Origin of the sequence: Streptomyces sp. NBC_01775 (assembly GCF_035917675.1) — a bacterium.
Taxonomy (GTDB): Bacteria; Actinomycetota; Actinomycetes; order Streptomycetales; family Streptomycetaceae; genus Streptomyces.
The window spans coordinates 7,158,135-7,175,647 of sequence record NZ_CP109104.1 but is presented as its reverse complement, the minus strand read 5'-3'; the positions used below and the strand labels follow the sequence as shown (position 1 = coordinate 7,175,647).

The window sequence follows — 17,513 nt, the reverse complement described above, 5'->3', positions numbered from 1 at the left end:
GCGTGCCAGCGGCCTCTACAGCCCCGCTCGATCCGGCTGCGGGTTCCGCTCGATCCAAGTGCCCACGGCCCCGCCCGACGCTGGGGCGGCGCTCAGCGCAGCGGGCCGGTGATCACGGAGCGGCGCAGGGCCGCCTCCTGGGAGAGCAGCAGCGGCCTGCCGATGATCCTGCCGTCGCGGCGCACGGCGCTGGCGCGCGCTCCGTAGCCGCCGAAGGGCTGGTTGCCGTCCTTGGCGTCCAGCGCCGTGGCGTTGCGGGTGAGGACCGCGGTGCCCAGCGTCTCGCCGGTCAGCCGGGGTTCGCCGAGCGCGGAGGCGTACATGCCGCGCTCCAGCTCCTCGGGCGCCCGCGCCCACTCGCGCAGCATCTCGGGGTCCTCGTAGGGCACGACGCAGAAGACGGGCGCGAGCAGCTCGGGCGGGTGGAAGGCGGCGTCCTCGTCGAAGACGAGCAGCGAGGGCTCCACCAGCATCCGTTCGGGGTCGGCCGTACCGCCCGCGACGAGACAGCCGGCGTGCTCGGCCAGGAACGCGGCCGTGCGCTCCACCGCTTCCGGGTGCACGAGCGAGGTGAGCACGGCGTCCGGCCAGCTGCGGGCGCCGACGGTGAGTACGGACAGCTCCGCGCGCAGCTGTTCGACCAGCGCGTCGAGCCGCAGCCGGTGCACGAAGAGCACGTCGGGGCACAGCGCGTCCTGGCCGGAGTTGTGGAGCCGGGTGCGCAGGACCGTCCGGCAGGCCGCCGAAGGGTCGGTGCGAGGGCCGACGATCAGCGGGTTGGGGCCCGATCCGGCGAGGAGGACGAGGGGGCTCTCGCCGACGTCGGCCATCAGCTGCCGGGCACTGTCGTGGCCGCCGGTGACGACCACCGCGTCGGACTCGGCGCACACGGGCCCGAAGGCGGCGGCGGAGGCGTCGGACAGCCGGATGCGCGCGGCCAGGTCCGGCGGGAGCTTGCGGGTGATCGCCTTGTGCAGCCCGTAGGCGGTGTCGCGGATGTGCGCCGAGGGACGGATGACGACCTCGTCGCAGTACAGCGCGGGCACCAGGCCGTGGAGCACGTAGGAGTACAGGACGTTGTCCGGCGGGAGGATGACCGAGAGCCGGTTCAGCTGTGGCGGGCAGTTGCGCGCCAGCTCCCAGGGGGCGCCCGACAGCGTGCCGACGGAGCGCAGCAGTTCGTCGCGGGCGCTGCTGTAGGTGGCGACCCGGGTCAGCACGGCCAGCAGCTCGTCGCGGCACCCGAGCAGCACGGAGGCGGCCTTCATGGCTCTTTCGTGTGCCGCTTCGAGGTCGGGCCAGGCACGGGTGAAGGACTCCAGCACGGGCATGGACGGCTGGCTCATCGGGAGGCTCCTCGCACGCGGGCGGTCTCAACTCGTCCTTGAGCCCGCCGGGTTAGGTTTTTCTGCCCCTCCGCAGAAAAACCCGGCGCCGACCGGGAGTTGTTCCCAGAATAATCAGCCCGGCGACTCATTGTCCAGCGCTCGCAGCGGAAGCGAAAGGAAAAGGGAAAGGGAACAATCGCAGACGGAATACGGAAAGAATTCTGGTGACGCTCTTTCCGGCCATTTCCGTGCCCCGCGCGCCGTTTCCCTTCGCATTGCCCCTTCCCGCTCCGCGCCAGGACGGCGGAGCCGAGAAGCAGAAGGCAGACGACCATGACGCTCGCCCATACCCCCGGCCGCGCCGGGACGGCTTCCGGGCCGCCCGTGCCGGCGCAGACCCCTGAGCCGGTGAGGGCCGAAGAGGCTCCGCTGGTGCGCCACTGGGAGACCGTGCGCCTGGCTGTGCGCACCGCCATGCGCACGCTGCACGAGCGCGGCGCGGCGCCGCCCGACGCGGGTGCCGACGACACCGCGCTGCCTCAACTGGACGGCCCCATGCGGGAGTTCCTCGCGGCCTCCGCCGCGTCCGTGGTGCGGCTGCCGGACTACAGGTCGGCCCGGCTGCACCTGCTGGACCTGCGCCGCCACCCCGCCTCGCGTACCGCCGACACCCAGGGCGCGCTGGTGACGGTCGCCCGCGCCGTCCAGCACATCCGCAGCACCGGCGAGCCCGTCACCCTGCTCGCGCCCTCCTCCGGCAACGGGGCCACAGCGCTGCGGGACGCGGTGTTGCGCGCCCAGTTGTGCGGGCTGGCCGGGCCCGACCAGCTCCGCGCCGTCTGCCTGGTGCCCGCACGCTCCCGCGACAAGGTGGGGGGCTCCACGCTCGACGAGCACCCGGAGCTGCGGCGCCGAAACCCGCTGGTCGTCTACCACGGCTCGGAGCCGGCCGGCGTGCGGGGACTGGCCCGGGACTACCACCAGGCGCACACCACCTGGCTGCGCGTCCGGACCGGCGGCGCGCTGTGGTGGGGCGCCCACCCCGCCGACCACCGGGCCGCCGCCACGGTACGAGCCCTGCTGGAGCGGGAGTCGCTGCCGCCCGCGCCGCCTCGAGGCCGCGTCCACGCACAGGCCGTCGCCACCGCCACCGGATTGCTGGGGCACCAGCTGGGCACCACGCTGGCGGAGCCCGAAGACGGCCCGGCGCCGCGCTACTTCATGGTGCAGCACCCGCGCACCCCGGGCCTGGTGCTGCACGCGCTGACCGGCTCGTTCTCCCGCGACGGGCTGCCCTCCTACACCTGGGACCGGACCCGTCGCCTCCACCAGCAGCGGGAGGACCCGCACTTCCCGCGCACGACGTACGCGCCGGAGGAGGAAGTCGACCCCACGTTCTATGTGCGCTTCCCGGACACGGCCGCGGAGATGACGGCCGCAGTACGGGCGGGCGGGGGCGGCGGCATCGTCGTCTCGCGCTACGAGTGCCTGGCCCGCTACCCGTCGGTGCGCGCGATGCTGCGCCCCGCCGGTATCGAGCTGCCCGAGGACCCCGGCCGGCTGCGGGAGTGGGCGCTGGTGATGGCGATGACGGGGGTGCTGAACGCGGTGGACCGAGGGCTGCTGGAGTCGCCCGAGGTACTGGTGCACGGCACCGGCTGTTACAGCGAGGACGAGCTCACCCCGCTGCCCGCCGCGCACGCGCGCTACGCGGACTCCGCGGGCGAGCTGCACACCGTCGTGGCCGCCGCCGTCGACCCGGACGGGCGGCACTGATGACAGCTCCGGCGCGGGGCGCCCACCCCTTCTTCCACGCCCCCCGGCGGCCCGCGCCCTCCCTGGCGCGCACCCACTCCGCAGCCGAGGTGGCCGCCGGGCTGCGCGGTGAACTGGCGGGGCTGGGTGTGGAGTTGGCGGGCGCGCTGCCCGCCCAGCCGTTCGTGCTGCCCCGGCGCTCCTACGACGAGCTGTTCGTCGTCGGCAAGGTGCTGCTGGGGCTGGTGCGCAGGGCCGTGCTCTCGCTGGGCCCGACCTGGCCGGAACGGCTGGTGGCGCTGGGCGCCGATCCGGCCGACCATCCGCTGTTCTCCGGGCTGGACAACACCGAGACCGACTACTGCGCGATGATGGCCCGCGCCGACATCGTCGTCGGCGAGGCGGGCCCGCAACTGCTCGGGTTCGACGTCGGCGACGCGTTCGGCGGCCCCCATGAGACCCACGCCTTCACCCGCGTATGGCGGCGCACCCACACCGAGGACGGGCGGCCCCCGTTCACCGGGCACGACCCGCTGGCGGCACGCGCCGCAGCGTTCGAGGACGTGTGCACCCGCAGGGGCCTGCCCCGCGCGCTGGCGGTCATCGCGCCGCCGGGCGGGACGGCACGGCCCGGGGACGGCCGCTTCCCCGACCGCTTCCCCGGCCACCTACCCGAACGCCTTCCCGAACGGGATCTGGAGCACTTCCGCGCGCGCGGCTTCGAGGCCGCGCTCTTCGCGCCCGAGGAGCTGCCCGGTGCGCTGGGCCGCCCCGGCAAGCTGCGCTATCCGCTGGGCCTGCGCGCCTTCGCGCCCGGCGACCGGTCCCAGGGCGGCGCGCGGGTGGAGCCCGTACGGGCCGCGCAGCGGGCGGGGCTGCTTCTCCTGCCGCCGCAGAGCGGCGGGCTGCTGGACAACAAGAAGGCGCTGGCGCTGGTGTCCGAGGGCCTGCCCTGGATGACGCGGGGCGAGCGCGGCCTGGTGGACCGCTGGCTGCCGTGGACGCGGATCAGCGTGGCGGGCCGTACCCGGTGGCACGGCACCGAACAGGAGCTGCCGGGGCTGCTGTGGGGCGAGCGCGAGCGGTTCGTGCTCAAGAGCGCCGTGCGCGCGGCGGGCCGCCCGCCGCTGGTGGGCCGCGAGTGCGGCGCGCGGGTATGGGCGGCGGCCGTGGAGCGCGCCTTCCGGGAGGGCGACAGTGTGGTTCAGGAGTACGTCGAACCGGCGGGCACGCTCGTGGAGCTGACCGACGGGGACACCACCTGGATGTCCCGGCTCGCCCCGGTGCTCAGCCCGATGCTGTTCGGCGGCCGGCCCGGCGGCTGCTGGGTCCGCAGCCGTCTGGAGGACGGCGCCACGTCGCAGAACGCGGTGCTTGCCTGGACGCGGGACGCCGGCCGCTAGGGCACCCGGACGCCCTATGCGCTCCGTGGGGAGTGCCGCGGGGTGCCGTCGTTCGGCTGCGACCTCGTCGTGGCTGGTCGCGCAGTTCCCCGCGCCCCTTCGGGGCACGTGCGGCGGCGCCAGGGTGCCGTCGTTCGGCTGCGGCTGCTCCCCCAAGCTCTTCGAGCAGGGAGGTACCCCCAGGCTGGTCGCGCCCGCGCGGCGGCGCCGCATGTGACACAGCCCCGAGCCCCTTCGGGGCACGAGCGAACCGCGTGGGACTTCAGCAAAACCGTTCAGTGGCTGCCACGGAGCGCCCGCAGCGGCCCTCCGCTGCCGCTGAAGCCGGTCTCCGGTGCGATACGGGTCAGCTCCAGCTCGACCGATGAGTCCAGCACGGCGCACTGGAGCCGCTGGAGGTCGGGCGAGGGGTCCAGGCCCAGTTCCCGCGAGAGCACGCCCCGCAGCCGCTGGTAGACCTCCAGCGCGTTGCCGCGCCTGCCCGAGCGGTAGAGGGCGAGCATCAGCTGTGCCTGCACGCCCTCGTGCATGGGGTGCTGCGCTGCCAGGCCGGACAGTTCGCCGACCAGCTCGTGGTGTCTGCCCAGGGTGAGGTCGACCTCGATGCGCTGGTTGAGGATGCCCAGCCGGGACTCCTCCAGCCTGGTGGCCTCGATCTCCAGGAGGGGCCCGCACTGCACGTCCACGAGCGCGGGTCCGCGCCACAGCTCCAGGGCCCGGCGGAAGGAGGAGGAGGCGCCCACGAAGTCGCCCGCCTCCAGCGCCCGGTGTCCGGCGCCCGAGAGGCGTTCGAACTCCGACACGTCGACCATGCCGCCCTGGGTGTCCAGCAGATAGCCGCCGGACTCGGTCACCAGAACGCTCTTGGCGCCGTTCGGCAGGTCGGCGGGCAGGCGGTCGCCCAGCGCCGCGGCGATCAGGTTGCGCAGTTGGAGCACATAGGTCTGGAGCGTGGTCTGCACGCTGCGCGGCGGGGACTCGCCCCACAGCTCCTCCACCAGTGAGGCCACGGAGACCACCTGGTCCGGATAGAGCGCGAGCAGCGCCAGCACCTTTCTCGGTTTGACCGCGGTCGGGACGACGGAGACCCCCGATTGGACGACCCTGCACGGCCCCAGCACGCTGATGTCCATCTCCTGCTCCCTTCGGTTCACTTCGCACTACACGGATAAATGGCTTATCCGCGCCTTGTTGGTGCTGTGTCTGCCGTCGGCGTTGATGTCGTCGGCCCTGTGCATCTCGCTGTGTACCTCGTTGTCGCTGTCGTTGCCGTTGTCGTTGCCGTTGTCGTTGTCGTTGTTCGCGGGCCGCGGGTGCGGCCGGGTGCGGTGGCGCAGTTCGGCGGCGAGCAGTTCGGGCAACACGGCCTCCCGGACGAAGAAGTGACCACCGGGGACGGTGTGCAGCGCGAAGGGGCCGCTGGTGTAGCGGCGCCATTCCGCGACGGCGGACGCCGTGGCGACCTCGTCCTCGGTTCCGGCGAAGGCGTGCACCGGGCACGTCAGCCGCTCCCCCGCGCCCTCGCGCAGACTCGCCGCCAGGTGAAGGTCATCGCGCGTGGTCGACAGCAGCGTGCTCAGCCAGCGCGGGCGCTCGAACAGGTAGGAGGGCAGGGTGCCGTAACGGTTCAGCGCGGCCAGCAGGCCCTCGTCCGACAGGCTCCTGTGCTCGGTCAGCGGGGTCGGCAGGTGCGGCGGCGGGCAGGCGCCGAGCCCGACCAGCGCGGGCCCGCGCTGCCCGGTGCGCTGCCGGTACTGGGCGAAGCGGTAGGCGACCAGCGCGCCGAGGCTGTGCCCGTAGAAGGCGTACGGCTCTTCCAGCAGCGGGCCCAGGTGGGTGTCGAGTTCGTCCAGGAGGAGCGGCCCCTCGGTGATGCGGGGCTCGCGCAGGCGGGTCTCCCGGCCGGGCAGCCGCACCGGCAGGACGTGCACGTCGGGGGTGAACTCGCGCTTCCAGCGGGCGAAGGTGAGCGCTCCGGCACCGGCGTGGTGGAAGCAGAAGAGACGCAGTGGCGCGCCGGGGTGTCCGGCCTCGCCCGCCCTTCGGCCGGGAGCCACGCCCAGATACGCGTTCATGCCCTCCCCCTTCCTGCCGGCCCGGACCCGGACCGGCGTCGTTGAGGGCCCGATCCTCACGATCGACGCTGGACGACGGCTTGAAGGGAGGTGGACCCGGCGCAGGAGGTGCCCTGAGCCGTCGCCCGCCGCGCGCCGGGGCGGGCGCCGGGGCGCCGCCGCCCCCGGCGCGGATGGTTCAACCGCGCGCCGCCCGGCGGGTGATCACCGCGCGCCGCCGGCGACCGGCCCTGGCCCTCACCCTGCGATCCCGGCCGCCTCGCCGGCCCCGGCGGGGTCGCTCCAGGCGCTGAGCGCGTCCTCGCCACGGAGAATTGCCTGGTGGAGACGGTCGAGACGGGGGGAGGGCTCCAGGCCCAGCTCCTCGACCAGGGTGCCGCGCAGCCGTTTGAAGGCGATGAGGGCGTCCGAGGACCGGCCGTCCTGGTGAAAGGCGATCATCAGCAGCGCGTGGAGGTTCTCGTAGAGCGGGTAGCGACCGCGCAGCGCGCACAGTTCGCCGAGCACTTCGCGGTGCCGGCCGAGCCGAAGGTCGGCGGCGATGCGCCGCTCGATGGCGCCCAGCCTGCTCTCCTCCAGCCTGGTGACCTCGATGGCCAGGTGCTTTCCGTGCGGCAGATCGGCGAGCGCCGGTCCCCGCCACAGGGCGAGCGCGGAGGTCAGCAGGTGGGACGCCTTGGCCATGTCGCCCGTCTCGAAGGCGGAGTGACCCGCACGGGTCAGCCGCTCGAACTCCAGGGCGTCGACGTCGGATTCGGCGACCTCCAGCTGGTAGCCGCCGTGCCGGGTGGCCAGGATGTCCTTGTCGCCGGGCACGTCCCGGCCGCCGGGCCCCGCGCCGTCTCCGGCGGGCTCGCCCAGTGCGGTGCGGAGCCTGCGGCGCAGCTGGAGGATGTACGTCTGGAGTGTGGTGGGCGCGCTGCGTGGGGGATTCGCGCCCCAGACCTCTTCCATGAGGTCGGGCACCGGCACGATGTGCCGGCTGTTCAGGGCGAGCAGGGCCAGGATCTGCCGCGGTTTGGCCGCGCTCGGCACGATCGAGGCTCCTGCCGTCTCAGCGTGCAGAGTTCCCAGCACCCTGATGTGCATGTGGTGCCTCCCGTTGGCTGTCAGGCCGCACCCGGTCCGCATCCCCGCGACCGGGTCCGACGGGCCCCAGGGGAGAGACCCGTTCAGGAGAATCCCATCCGCTCCACGGGTGCGACAGTGAGTAACTCACGATCTTGGGGCGGATATCGCGGCAGAGTCGACCATGAATTCTTCACATGGAGGTTCATGACCCCTCCACTGGCCCTTCACTTGTGTGCCCGATCACACTGCTGATGCGCCACCGACCCTCACGATCGGGCCATTCCCCACATCAGACGGTTACACAGGGTTCCCCACACGACGGGAGAAGTCACGATGTCAGGTCACGCACTCTCCAAGGTCACCGTCAACCGCCCGCAGCCCGGGACCGGCTCCGTCGACCAGGACTGGCGTTTCGCCGAACTGACCGCGCAGTGCTACCTCGACCCGACGCTGGCCGTACGCTACGCCGTCGAACCGCACGGCGTGCTCGCGGAGTTCGGCATCCGTACCGACGAACACACCCCGATCCCCGCCCTGCCTGCCGACACCGGCGGCGAGCTGACGATCACCAGCCTCGACCCGCACGACCCCGTGCTGGTCGCCCCCCGCCTCACCGGGTCACAGGTCTGCCGGGTCTCCGACGATCCCCGCGACCTTGCCCCCGTCCGGCGCGACACCCTCCGGTGAATCGGTGGATGCCGCGCTCTCCCGGGTGGCCTTCCGACGCCACCTGACCCCCGTCGTGGTGCCCGGAGACGCGACCTACCTCGTCTCCGAGCAGGGCGTCACCGCCATCGGCAGTGAAGCCGTCGCCGTGCTGGCCCCGTTGCTGGACGGCAGCCGGGACCTCGCGGCGCTGGTCAGGGACGCCAGAGGAAAGCTGAGCCCCGCCGTGCTGGGGGGCCTGCTCGCCCAGCTGACCAGGGCGGGTCTCGTGGACCGCTTCGCCCCGCCCCCGCAGGGCGCCTCCCAGGACGCGGAAGCGGCGTTCTGGGAGTGCGCCGGACTGCACGGGGACCGGGCACGCGAGGAGATGGCCTCGGCCCGTGTCCTGCTCAAGGACCTGACGGCCGGGGCCGGCGCGGGGGGAGCACAGGCGCTCACCGCCGCCGGACTGACCGTCGACGAGGGCGGGGGCCATACGCTCACCGTCGTCCTGTGCGACGACTACCTCTCCCCCGACCTGGCCGGAATCGACCGGGAGCAGCGGCTGGCGGGCACGCCGTGGCTGCTGGCCAAGCCCTCGGGGGTCACCGCGTGGATAGGGCCCGTCTTCCAGCCGGCCGCGGGGGCCTGCTGGCAGTGTCTGTCCCACCGGGTGCGCCACCACCGGCAATCGGAGCTGTATCTGGGCGAGGCCCTCGGCATGGCGGCCCCGCCCACCCCGCCCCGCGCGGCGACCGGCGCCAGCCATGCGACGGCGCTGCACATGGTGGCGCTCCAGGCGTCGAAGTGGCTGGCCGGATTCCGGCACGAGAGCCAGCACGCCGTGTGCACGCTGGACAGCTTGTGTCTGGTCACCAAGCAGCACCGCGTGGAGCGCCGTCCGCAGTGCGCGGAGTGCGGCGATCCGCTGCTGGTCACCAAGCAGGTGCGGCGCCCCGTACGCCTCACCTCGCGCCCCAAGCTCGAACAGGGCGGCGGCGGGCACCGGGCGCTGCCGTCCCGGCAGATCCTGGAGCGGTACGAGTATCTGGTGGGCGAGGTCACCGGGGTGGTGCACACGCTGCGGCGCGATCCGCGCTGCCCCGAGTTCCTCAACTCCTATCTGTCGGGCTCGAATCCGGCGGTCGTCGGCCGTGGCCTGCGCGGACTGCGGCACGCGCTGCGCGCGCAGAGCGGCGGCAAGGGCGTCAGCGAACTGGACGCGAAGGTGGGGGCGCTGTGTGAGGCGCTGGAGCGGTATTCGGCCACCTATCACGGGGACGAGCCGCGCACGGCCGCGCGGCTGAGCGACCTCGGCACGCGGGCCGTGCACCCGAACCAGTGCCAGCTCTACCACGAGCGGCAGTTCACCGACCGGCTGCGCTGGAACGGGGCGCACCCGGCGTTCCAGTACGTGTGCGATCCGCTGGACGAGGACGCCGTCATCGACTGGACCCCGGTGTGGTCGGTGACCCATGGCACGCACCGCATGCTGCCGACCGGAATGCTGTACTACTCGGCGCCGGGGCCCTCCGGGGCCTGCTACGTGCGGGCCGACTCCAACGGGAACGCGGCGGGCGCCAGTTTGGAGGACGCCGTGCTCCAGGGCTTCTTCGAGCTGGTGGAGCGGGACGCGGTGGCCCTGTGGTGGTACAACCGCTCGCGGGTGCCGGGCCTGGATCTGGACTCGTTCGCCGACCCGTGGCTGACCGCGACGCGGGAGCAGCACGGGCGGCTGGGGCGCGAGATATGGGCGCTCGACCTGACCTCGGACCTGGGGGTGCCGGTTGTCGCCGCGCTCTCCCGGATCACCGAAGGGCCGCGCGAGGACATCGCGTTCGGCTTCGGCGCTCACTTCGACCCGGGGGTCGCGATGCGCCGTGCCGTGACGGAGCTGAACCAGCTGCTGCCCGGCATGCTGGACGCGCGGACCACGGCCGAGGACCCCGAGCTGCTCGACTGGTGCACGCGAAGAACGGTGGCCAACCAGCCCTATCTGCTGCCGGATCCGGAGGCTCCGGCCCGGGTGTGCGGGGACTTCCCCTACACCCCGCGCGAGGATCTGCTCGATGACGTTCTCACCGCCGAGGCGCTGGTGCGTGCGCGGGGGATGGAGCTGTTGGTGCTGGACCAGACCCGGCCCGACCTCGGGATTCCCGTCGTCAAGGTGATGGTGCCCGGACTCCGGCACTTCTGGGCACGCTTCGCGGATGGCAGGCTGTACGACGTACCGGTGCAACTCGGCCGTCAGCCGGCGCCGACTCCGTACGACGGCCTCAATCCGATCCCGGTCTTTGTCTAGTAATGGCGCTAACGGTCGGCGACAGCGCGCCTACTATCCGGGCAAGGGGCGGCAAGGCCACGGGGAGACGCACGGTGGGGAAGGCGAAGCAAGCACGCAACGGACCGCTGTGGAGCAGACGCGCCTACGACGCGGTCCTGGGATCGCGGCAGCGGGACCTTGATGGCCCCGACACCCGCTCGGCCTCGCGTATAGCGCTGATCCTGCTGGTGGTGACGCTGTGCGGCTTTCTCAGTTCGGCGACCCTCCACCTGCTGACCATCGGCGGTTCCCTCCTACAGGTCCTGGGGGGAGCCGCCGCCCTCATCGGCCTGTTCGTCACTCAGATCATGCGCTCGGCGCCGCGGGTCACCCCGCTGCGCCGGAGGCAGGTCCACACCCTGCTGTGGGTGCAGGCCGTACTGGTGTACGCGCCGGTGGCACTGATGGGGGCCTCGTGGGTGAGCCTGCCGGGGCTGCTGGCCGGCTCGGTGCTGCTGTCCTTACGACGCCCGTGGTCGTGGGTGCTCACGCTCGCCGTCTGGGGCAGCGTCTTCTGGCTGACGTCGCTGTACGGCTTCAGCGGTATGGAAGGCGTCTACATCGGGGTCTCCAGCATGACCACGACGGCGATGGTGGTCGGGCTGACGCTGCTCTCGCAGATGGTGATGCGGCTGCGCGCGGCCCAGCAGGAGATCGCCCGGCTGGCCGTCGAGCAGGAACGGCTGCGCTTCGCCCGGGACCTGCACGACCTGCTGGGCTACAGCCTCTCGGCGATCACGCTGCGCAGCGAGCTGGCGCACCGGCTGGTGGACGGCGACCCGGTGCGGGCGAAGAACGAGGTGACCTCGGTGCTGGAGGTCTCCCGGCAGGCACTGGCCGATGTGCGGGCCGTGGCGCGCAGCTACCGCAACATCTCGCTGCCCGCCGAAGTCTCCTCCGCCGTCTCGGTGTTCGAGGCGGCCGGGATCGAGGCCGAGGTGGACACCTCGCTGAATCGGATACCCGAGGCGGTGGGCACGGTCCTGGCGACCGTGCTGCGGGAGGGGGTCACCAACATCCTGCGGCACAGCAAGGTACGCAAGTGCGTGATCACGGTGAGCGGTGACGCGGGCTGCGCGGTGCTGCGGCTGGTGAACGACGGGGTGCAACCGCGCCCCGATCCGGCGGACCCGACGACTCCGGCGCCGGACACCGAAGGCGGCAGTGGCATAGGGAACCTGTCGGCGCGGGTCGGCGCGATCGGCGGCACGCTGAGCGCGCGGGAGGCCGACGACGGCTGCTTCCACCTGGAGGCACGTGTTCCGCTGACTCCCTCCTCCCGTCCCGGCGACCCCGGGGCCCACGCGCGGCTGTCCAGCGCGGTGTAGCGGTGCGCGCGGGCCGGCCGCGCGTTGAGCGCGGTGCGACGCCGGGCCCTACAGCCAGCCCTGTTCGCGGGCTATGCGCAGGGCGTCGACGCGGTTGCGCGCGCCGAGCTTGATGACGATCGTCGTCAGGTAGTTGCGCACGGTCCCCACCGACAGGAAGAGCCGCCCGGCGATGTCGGCGGCCTCGGCGCCCTCGGCGGCCAGCCGCAGGACCTCGGTCTCGCGCGCGGTGAGCGGGTTCTCCCGTGCCGACCAGGCGTCCAGGGCGAGTTCGGGGTCGATGACCCGCTCACCGACGTGGATCCGGCGGATGGCGTCGGAGAGCTTGCTGGGCGGGGCGTCCTTGAGCAGGAAGCCGGAGACGTGGGCCTCCAGGGCGCGGCGCAGGTTGCCGGGCTGGCCCAGGCTGGTGAGGATCAGGGTGCGGCAGGACGGCAGCTTCTCGTGCACCTCGGCGGCGGCCGTGAGCCCGTCCATGCCGGGCAGGTCGATATCGATGACGGCGACGTCGGGGCGGTGCGCGAAGACAGTGGGCAGGATGTCGCCGCCGGAGTCGACTTCGGCGACGATCTCGATGTCGCTCTCGATGTCGAGCAGCGCGACCAGGGCGCCGCGGACCATGTGCATGTCCTCGGCGAGCACCACTGAGATCATCGTCGAGTTCCCCCGCGGACTCGGCCGGTCTGTCGTGTGACAGTTCGGGAGGTGACAATACCGCCTCAAGTCCCCGCCAACACCGGCTTGACCACAACCCGAGGCCAAGGCCCAACAGTGTGTTCATGTCGCAGGATTCCACCCGTACGCCCTCCAGCACGCCGTCCGACCGCGCCGTCCCCGCCCCCCGCCGCTATCCGCCGCCCCGCGAGACGGCCACGGAGGTGCCGCGCGCGTACGCCCGGCTGCGCGCGGAGTCACCGGTCTGCCCGGTGACGCTGCCGAGCGGGGATACGGGGCACCTGGTCAGCCGTTACGAGGACGTACGCGCCGTGCTCGCGGACCCGCGCTGCTCGCGCGCGGCGACCGTGCTGCCCGAGGCGCCGAAGCTGACGGCCGTCCCGTTCGACGCGGGCGGGCTGTTCACCATGGACCCGCCCGAGCACACCCGGCTGCGCGCCCTGGTCTCCCGCGCCTTCACCCCGCGCCGGGTGGCGGGCATGCGGCCCGGGCTCGCGGAACTGGCCGGGAAACTGGCGGACGCGATGGAGGCGGCGGGCGCCCCCGCCGACCTGAACGAGACCTTCGCCTTCCCCTTCCCCGTCGCGGTCATCTGCGAGCTGCTCGGCATCCCCTACGCCGACCGGGAGCGCTTCCGCACCTGGTCGGACGCGGTCTTGTCGCTGACGGCGCACACCCCGGAACAGATGCGGCAGCACAAAGGCGCGCTGCTGGCCTACCTCCAGGACCTGGTGACCGAGAAGCGGCGCGAGCCGGGCGAGGACCTGCTGAGCGCGCTGGTCGTCGTACGGGACGACCTGGGCGGGCTGAGCGAGCACGAACTGCTCACCATGGCGATGACGTTGCTGATCGCGGGCCACGAGACCACGGCCGGGGTGCTGGGCGCCTCGGTCTTCACGCTGCTGCGGCACCCGGAGCGGATGGGGCTCGTCCCCGGCACGGACGCGGGGCTGGCCGCGCTGACGGAGGAGCTGCTGCGGGTCAACCCGATCGGTGACGGCGGCCCGCTGCGGGTCACCACGGCACCGCTCGATGTCGCGGGGACGACGCTGCCCGCCAACAGCGCCGTCGTCGCCTCCATCTGCTCGGCCAACCGGGACGGCGACCGCTTCCCGGAACCCGACCGCTTCGACCCGGAGCGCTTCGGCCCCGAGCGCTCCGGGCCGGCAGACGCCGAGGAAACCGCCTCGGTCTCCCACCTGGCCTTCGGCTACGGCCCGCACTACTGCCTGGGCGCGCCACTGGCCAGAGCCGAACTCCAGATCGCCCTGCGCACCCTGGCCACCCGCTTCCCCACCCTGCGGCTGGCGATCCCCGCCGAGGAGATCACCATGCACACCGGCCTGCTGGTCAACCGGCTCACCTCGCTACCGGTCACCTGGTGAGCCCCCTGCTCAGCCGCGGAGCCGCCCGCTTTGACGCCCGCGACGAAGTCCGCGAACGCGGCAGCGGGAAGCCGAGGACAGGGCCCTCCGGGGCCTTGCCGTCCCGCATGGGAACGAGGCCGCCACGGCCTCCTCGTGGAGCCGTTTGAACGTGCCGTCCGTCGCGAACACTTCGTCCAGCGAGGACGGAAGCCCGGCCGGAATCGGCCCCAAGCACGTCTCCACGCGGGAGATCGTGCTCTTGGACGTGCGAGCAATCAGCGCCAACTGACGCTGATTCAACGGGGGTTCGGGATAAAGCTCCCGTGCGCTCCGGCACTCCTCGGCGAACACCCTGCGCGGGTCCCGAGCGTCCCCCGCACCCTTGACAACCACGGCGCGCCCCTCATGCGCCGTTTCTTCCCCCACCACTCCCCCTGACCGTAGGTGTGGTCATGCGTCACAACGGTGCGGTTTCCGACGGTCGGCGGCATGCGCATATGCCCACGTGACCAACGCCCAGGTCGGGCGCCGAAACCCTCCTCACATTAGCGGGCCCCACTCCAGTGTTGTCACTGGTGGACCGCGGAGCGTGACAAGAGCGGGTGGCATCCGCTGGATGCGCCGGCCGACGCATCAACCATTCATGCAGGCAGCGGAGGAGAGAGGCCACATGGGAGTGGAGTTGACCGAGGAGGAGCAGCCCGGACCGGTGCTGGAGCCGGTGCCGGTCCCCGGCTGCGACGTCTGCGAACTGTTAGCCCAGGACCGGGACCGTGCCCGGGTGAAGGGGCACGGTCTGACGGTCCGCAGCTGCAACGCCGTGATCGCGGGACATCCGCACGGACGGGAGAACCGCGCAGCGGCCGGGGAAAGGACCCGACGGTGAGCAAGCCACCCCACCTCCGCCGGGCGACCGGCACCGCGCGCGGGGGAAGCATCGTGGACAAGGACCGCCGCGCGGAGTCCGCGCAGGCCGACCGCCGCGCCGACCTCCTGGAGCGCATGCGCCAACGCGCCGGCACCCTACCAACGGGGGAGAAAGACCGGCCAAGCGGCCGTTGAGGGGAATTGAGGAATCCTCGGCACCGACCCGAAAGTGCTTGGCGGAATGGCGGTACACCACGGCATGAATAACGTGCTCGCAGCTCCGAGAATTACGCACGGACTGAAGGCAACAGGAGGCCCCCGCGGACCCGTACGAGCCCGGCACGGCGCCCGGTGAGCCGGAAACGGCGCCTCCGACAACGCCCATCGACACGCCAGGCGCCGTCACGACCCGGCGTGACCCGCACCGTTGAAGATCTCCAGTGAATGCGGTGAACCAGCTGAGACGGGAGCCCGTTAGTGAGGAGTGAGTTGGCTCCGATGTTGCAGTCGGATAAGCGCTGTTCGGTAAAATGGAGGGAGCTGTTATGCCGACGCCCGAGCCAGAGGATGACCGGAATAACGCGCGCAGAGTGATTGCGTATTTCAGCCCTGGCGGCCCGGGGGCAGGGTCACCGAATCTAGTGCCAAAACAGTCACAATACGCAAATTCGGAAGAAGAGTATCTTACGAGGATGTGGCTGGCCAACCTCGCCAGGGATGGGCGTTCGGTGGGGCCGTTGACGAAGGCCGCGCTGGAAAACCCAGGCGGTTTCACGATGGTGCCGACGGGCCCGAACGAGTGGAAGCTGCACCCCCGCACCCCGAACGCAGCACAGCGGCCCGCGCCTGTAGCCAGTCAGCAGAAGGCCCTCATGCAGCCCGACCAGCCCTTCGCGCCTCTCAACACCGGGCCTGCGGCTCCTCACCCGCACCTCGGGCTCCCCGGCATGCAGGTGGGCGGCCGGCCGTAAGCCGTGGCGCCGTCCGCCGGCCATTGCCCCGGCGAAGGCGGCCGGTGGCTCAGATGCACGCCGACCACGCCGGTAGCCCCTGGACCCGGGGCCCGGTTCCCCGGCGGGACCACGGGTGGGATGCTCGCCGCGAAGCGGCGCGCGCGCCGTCGCCCACCTCGTCGTACCAGGAGCAGAGCGTGTCCGAACGTGACAGCACCGAGTCCGCCCCGTCCCCCGGGGACGAGGGTCCCGCACTGATCGACGGGCCCGCGCTGGCCCGGCTGCTGCCGGTCGGGGACGCCGTGGCGGCGCTGCGCGCGGCCCTGCGGGGCGCGCTCGACGTCGCCGCGACCCCGCCCCGGTCCCGGGTGCCGCTGAGCGGCGGGCAACTGCTGGTGATGCCGGCGGAGTTCGCCGGGCACGCCGGGGTGAAGCTCGCCGGGGTGGTCCCCGGCAACCGCGCGCGGGGGCTGCCGTCCATCACCGGGACCTACCTCCTGATGGACGCGCCCACCCTGCGCCCACTGGCCGTGCTGGACGGACCGGCGCTGACCCTGCTGCGCACCTCGGCGGTCTCCGCGCTGGCTGTCGACCACCTCGCCGCACGCGACGCCGGGCGCCTGGTGCTCTTCGGTACCGGCCCGCAGGCGTTCGCACACGCGGTCGCGCTGCACCATGTGCGGCCGTTGACCTCCGTGGAGGTCGTGGGGCGCGATCCGGAGCGGGTGCGGAGCCTGGTGGAGCGCTGTGCGGAGATCGGGCTGACCGCCAGTGCCGCCGCGCCGGAGGCGGTCGCCGGTGCCGACATCGTCGCCTGCTGCACCGCCTCCCCCACGCCCCTGTTCGACGGCGCGGCCCTGGCACCGCACGTCACGGTGGTCGCCATGGGCTCCCACACCACCGACGCACGGGAGGTGGACACCGTCACGGTCGCGTCCTCGACGGTGGTCGTCGAGGACGTGGCGACCGCGCTGCGGGAGGCGGGAGACGTGGCGATCCCCCTGGACGAGGGCGCGCTGACAGCCGGGGCGCTGGTCCCGCTCCAGGAGGTGGTGTGCGGGGAGCGGACGGTGGACCGCACCCGTCCACGGCTGTTCAAGGGCACCGGCATGGCCTGGCAGGATCTGGTGGTCGCGGCTGCGGCGGAGCGGAACCGGGCGGGCGACTGAGCGGGCGGCGGGGCCCGTTCACGGGGGCCGGGTTCGCTCCCGCCGGGACGGCCCCCGTCAGGGCTCTCAGTCGCCCTTCAGGGTGTACTTGCAGCCCTTGGTGCTGGTACCGCCCGCGCTCTCGGCGACCTTCTTGCCGTCGACCTCGATGGCGCACGACGGATACACGTACCGGCCGTCGGGGCCCGGCACCGCCTGCGGTGTGACGTACAGCGGCACTCCGAGCTTCAACTGGGCGCCCTTGAGCTTGACCTGGAGCGTCTTCTTCCAGGGCAGTGTCACCTTCTCGAAGTGGTTGGTGTCCGCCATCCAGCTGATCTGCGGGGTGCCCTTGCCCTTGGCCTCCAGGGTCACCTCGTGGGTCTCGGGCGGCGCCCACTTGTCCTTCTTCACGGACTTCTGCTTGTCCGACGCGGACGTCCCGCTGTGGCTCTTCACCGACCCGCTGTCCAGGACACCGCATCCGGCCAGCAGAACCGCTGTCATGACCAGTGCCGCTCCACCGACCGCCTTGCGCATCTGGCTCCCCCTTACGAGAAGTTCACCCCGCTGGT

Annotated in this window: 15 protein-coding genes; 9 read left to right on the top strand and 6 right to left on the bottom strand. The window is 72.3% G+C overall.

Features of this window, described 5'->3' with window-relative positions:
- Positions 1-92 precede the first annotated feature (92 nt).
- A complete protein-coding gene (locus tag OHB04_RS31865) occupies positions 93-1,346 on the bottom strand; it encodes an aldehyde dehydrogenase family protein (RefSeq protein WP_326808810.1) in 1,254 nt (417 codons plus the stop codon).
- A 315-nt stretch (positions 1,347-1,661) separates the two neighbouring features.
- Between OHB04_RS31865 and OHB04_RS31860 the strand changes: the two genes are divergently transcribed.
- Both OHB04_RS31860 and OHB04_RS31855 read left to right on the top strand, forming a co-directional pair.
- The gene (locus tag OHB04_RS31860) at positions 1,662-3,104 is read left to right on the top strand and encodes a DUF6002 family protein (protein WP_326808809.1); all 1,443 of its coding nucleotides are present in this window, start codon (positions 1,662-1,664) and stop codon (positions 3,102-3,104) included.
- Complete coding sequence (locus tag OHB04_RS31855; RefSeq protein ID WP_326691094.1) at positions 3,104-4,486, top strand: hypothetical protein; 1,383 nt, start codon at positions 3,104-3,106, stop codon at positions 4,484-4,486. Before OHB04_RS31860 ends, OHB04_RS31855 begins: the two co-directional genes overlap by 1 nt.
- Before the next feature lie 275 nt (positions 4,487-4,761).
- On the opposite strand, the gene OHB04_RS31850 is transcribed toward OHB04_RS31855, so the two are convergent.
- The 3 genes from OHB04_RS31850 to OHB04_RS31840 all read right to left on the bottom strand — a co-directional run bounded on the left by OHB04_RS31850 (position 4,762) and on the right by OHB04_RS31840 (position 7,650).
- A complete protein-coding gene (locus OHB04_RS31850) occupies positions 4,762-5,619 on the bottom strand; it encodes an AfsR/SARP family transcriptional regulator (RefSeq protein ID WP_326691093.1) in 858 nt (285 codons plus the stop codon).
- Between the two features lie 27 nt (positions 5,620-5,646).
- Positions 5,647-6,561, bottom strand: coding sequence for a thioesterase II family protein (locus tag OHB04_RS31845; protein ID WP_326691092.1), 915 nt, complete (start codon positions 6,559-6,561; stop codon positions 5,647-5,649).
- A gap of 237 nt (positions 6,562-6,798) precedes the next feature.
- Positions 6,799-7,650 (bottom strand): AfsR/SARP family transcriptional regulator, encoded by an 852-nt coding sequence (locus OHB04_RS31840; RefSeq protein WP_326691091.1) that lies wholly within the window; start codon positions 7,648-7,650, stop codon positions 6,799-6,801.
- Positions 7,651-7,965: 315 nt separating this feature from the next.
- Here OHB04_RS31840 and OHB04_RS31835 point away from each other — a divergent pair, with 315 nt between their 5' ends.
- The 3 genes from OHB04_RS31835 (at position 7,966) to OHB04_RS31825 (ending at position 11,928) form a co-directional block, all read left to right on the top strand.
- The gene (locus OHB04_RS31835; RefSeq protein ID WP_326691090.1) at positions 7,966-8,319 is read left to right on the top strand and encodes a hypothetical protein; all 354 of its coding nucleotides are present in this window, start codon (positions 7,966-7,968) and stop codon (positions 8,317-8,319) included.
- A gap of 4 nt (positions 8,320-8,323) precedes the next feature.
- Positions 8,324-10,579 carry a TOMM precursor leader peptide-binding protein gene (locus OHB04_RS31830; protein ID WP_326691089.1) on the top strand — a complete coding sequence of 752 codons (2,256 nt, stop codon included), beginning with the start codon at positions 8,324-8,326 and terminating at the stop codon, positions 10,577-10,579.
- Between the two features lie 74 nt (positions 10,580-10,653).
- Complete coding sequence (locus OHB04_RS31825) at positions 10,654-11,928, top strand: sensor histidine kinase (RefSeq protein WP_326808808.1); 1,275 nt, start codon at positions 10,654-10,656, stop codon at positions 11,926-11,928.
- A 48-nt stretch (positions 11,929-11,976) separates the two neighbouring features.
- Here OHB04_RS31825 and OHB04_RS31820 read toward each other — a convergent pair whose 3' ends face one another.
- Positions 11,977-12,582, bottom strand: a complete 606-nt coding sequence (locus OHB04_RS31820) for a response regulator transcription factor (protein ID WP_326691087.1) — start codon at positions 12,580-12,582, stop codon at positions 11,977-11,979.
- A gap of 125 nt (positions 12,583-12,707) precedes the next feature.
- Here OHB04_RS31820 and OHB04_RS31815 point away from each other — a divergent pair, with 125 nt between their 5' ends.
- From OHB04_RS31815 to OHB04_RS31800, 4 genes are all read left to right on the top strand, one after another.
- The gene (locus OHB04_RS31815) at positions 12,708-13,988 is read left to right on the top strand and encodes a cytochrome P450 (RefSeq protein ID WP_326691086.1); all 1,281 of its coding nucleotides are present in this window, start codon (positions 12,708-12,710) and stop codon (positions 13,986-13,988) included.
- A gap of 652 nt (positions 13,989-14,640) precedes the next feature.
- The gene (locus tag OHB04_RS31810; protein WP_326691085.1) at positions 14,641-14,856 is read left to right on the top strand and encodes a hypothetical protein; all 216 of its coding nucleotides are present in this window, start codon (positions 14,641-14,643) and stop codon (positions 14,854-14,856) included.
- Positions 14,853-15,032, top strand: a complete 180-nt coding sequence (locus OHB04_RS31805) for a hypothetical protein (RefSeq protein ID WP_326691084.1) — start codon at positions 14,853-14,855, stop codon at positions 15,030-15,032. The genes OHB04_RS31810 and OHB04_RS31805 overlap by 4 nt, the downstream gene beginning before the upstream one ends.
- Before the next feature lie 955 nt (positions 15,033-15,987).
- On the top strand, positions 15,988-16,959 hold the full coding sequence (locus OHB04_RS31800) for an ornithine cyclodeaminase family protein (protein WP_326691083.1): 972 nt from the start codon (positions 15,988-15,990) through the stop codon (positions 16,957-16,959).
- A 66-nt stretch (positions 16,960-17,025) separates the two neighbouring features.
- Here OHB04_RS31800 and OHB04_RS31795 read toward each other — a convergent pair whose 3' ends face one another.
- A complete protein-coding gene (locus OHB04_RS31795) occupies positions 17,026-17,478 on the bottom strand; it encodes a hypothetical protein (RefSeq protein WP_326808807.1) in 453 nt (150 codons plus the stop codon).
- Positions 17,479-17,513: the final 35 nt, after the last annotated feature.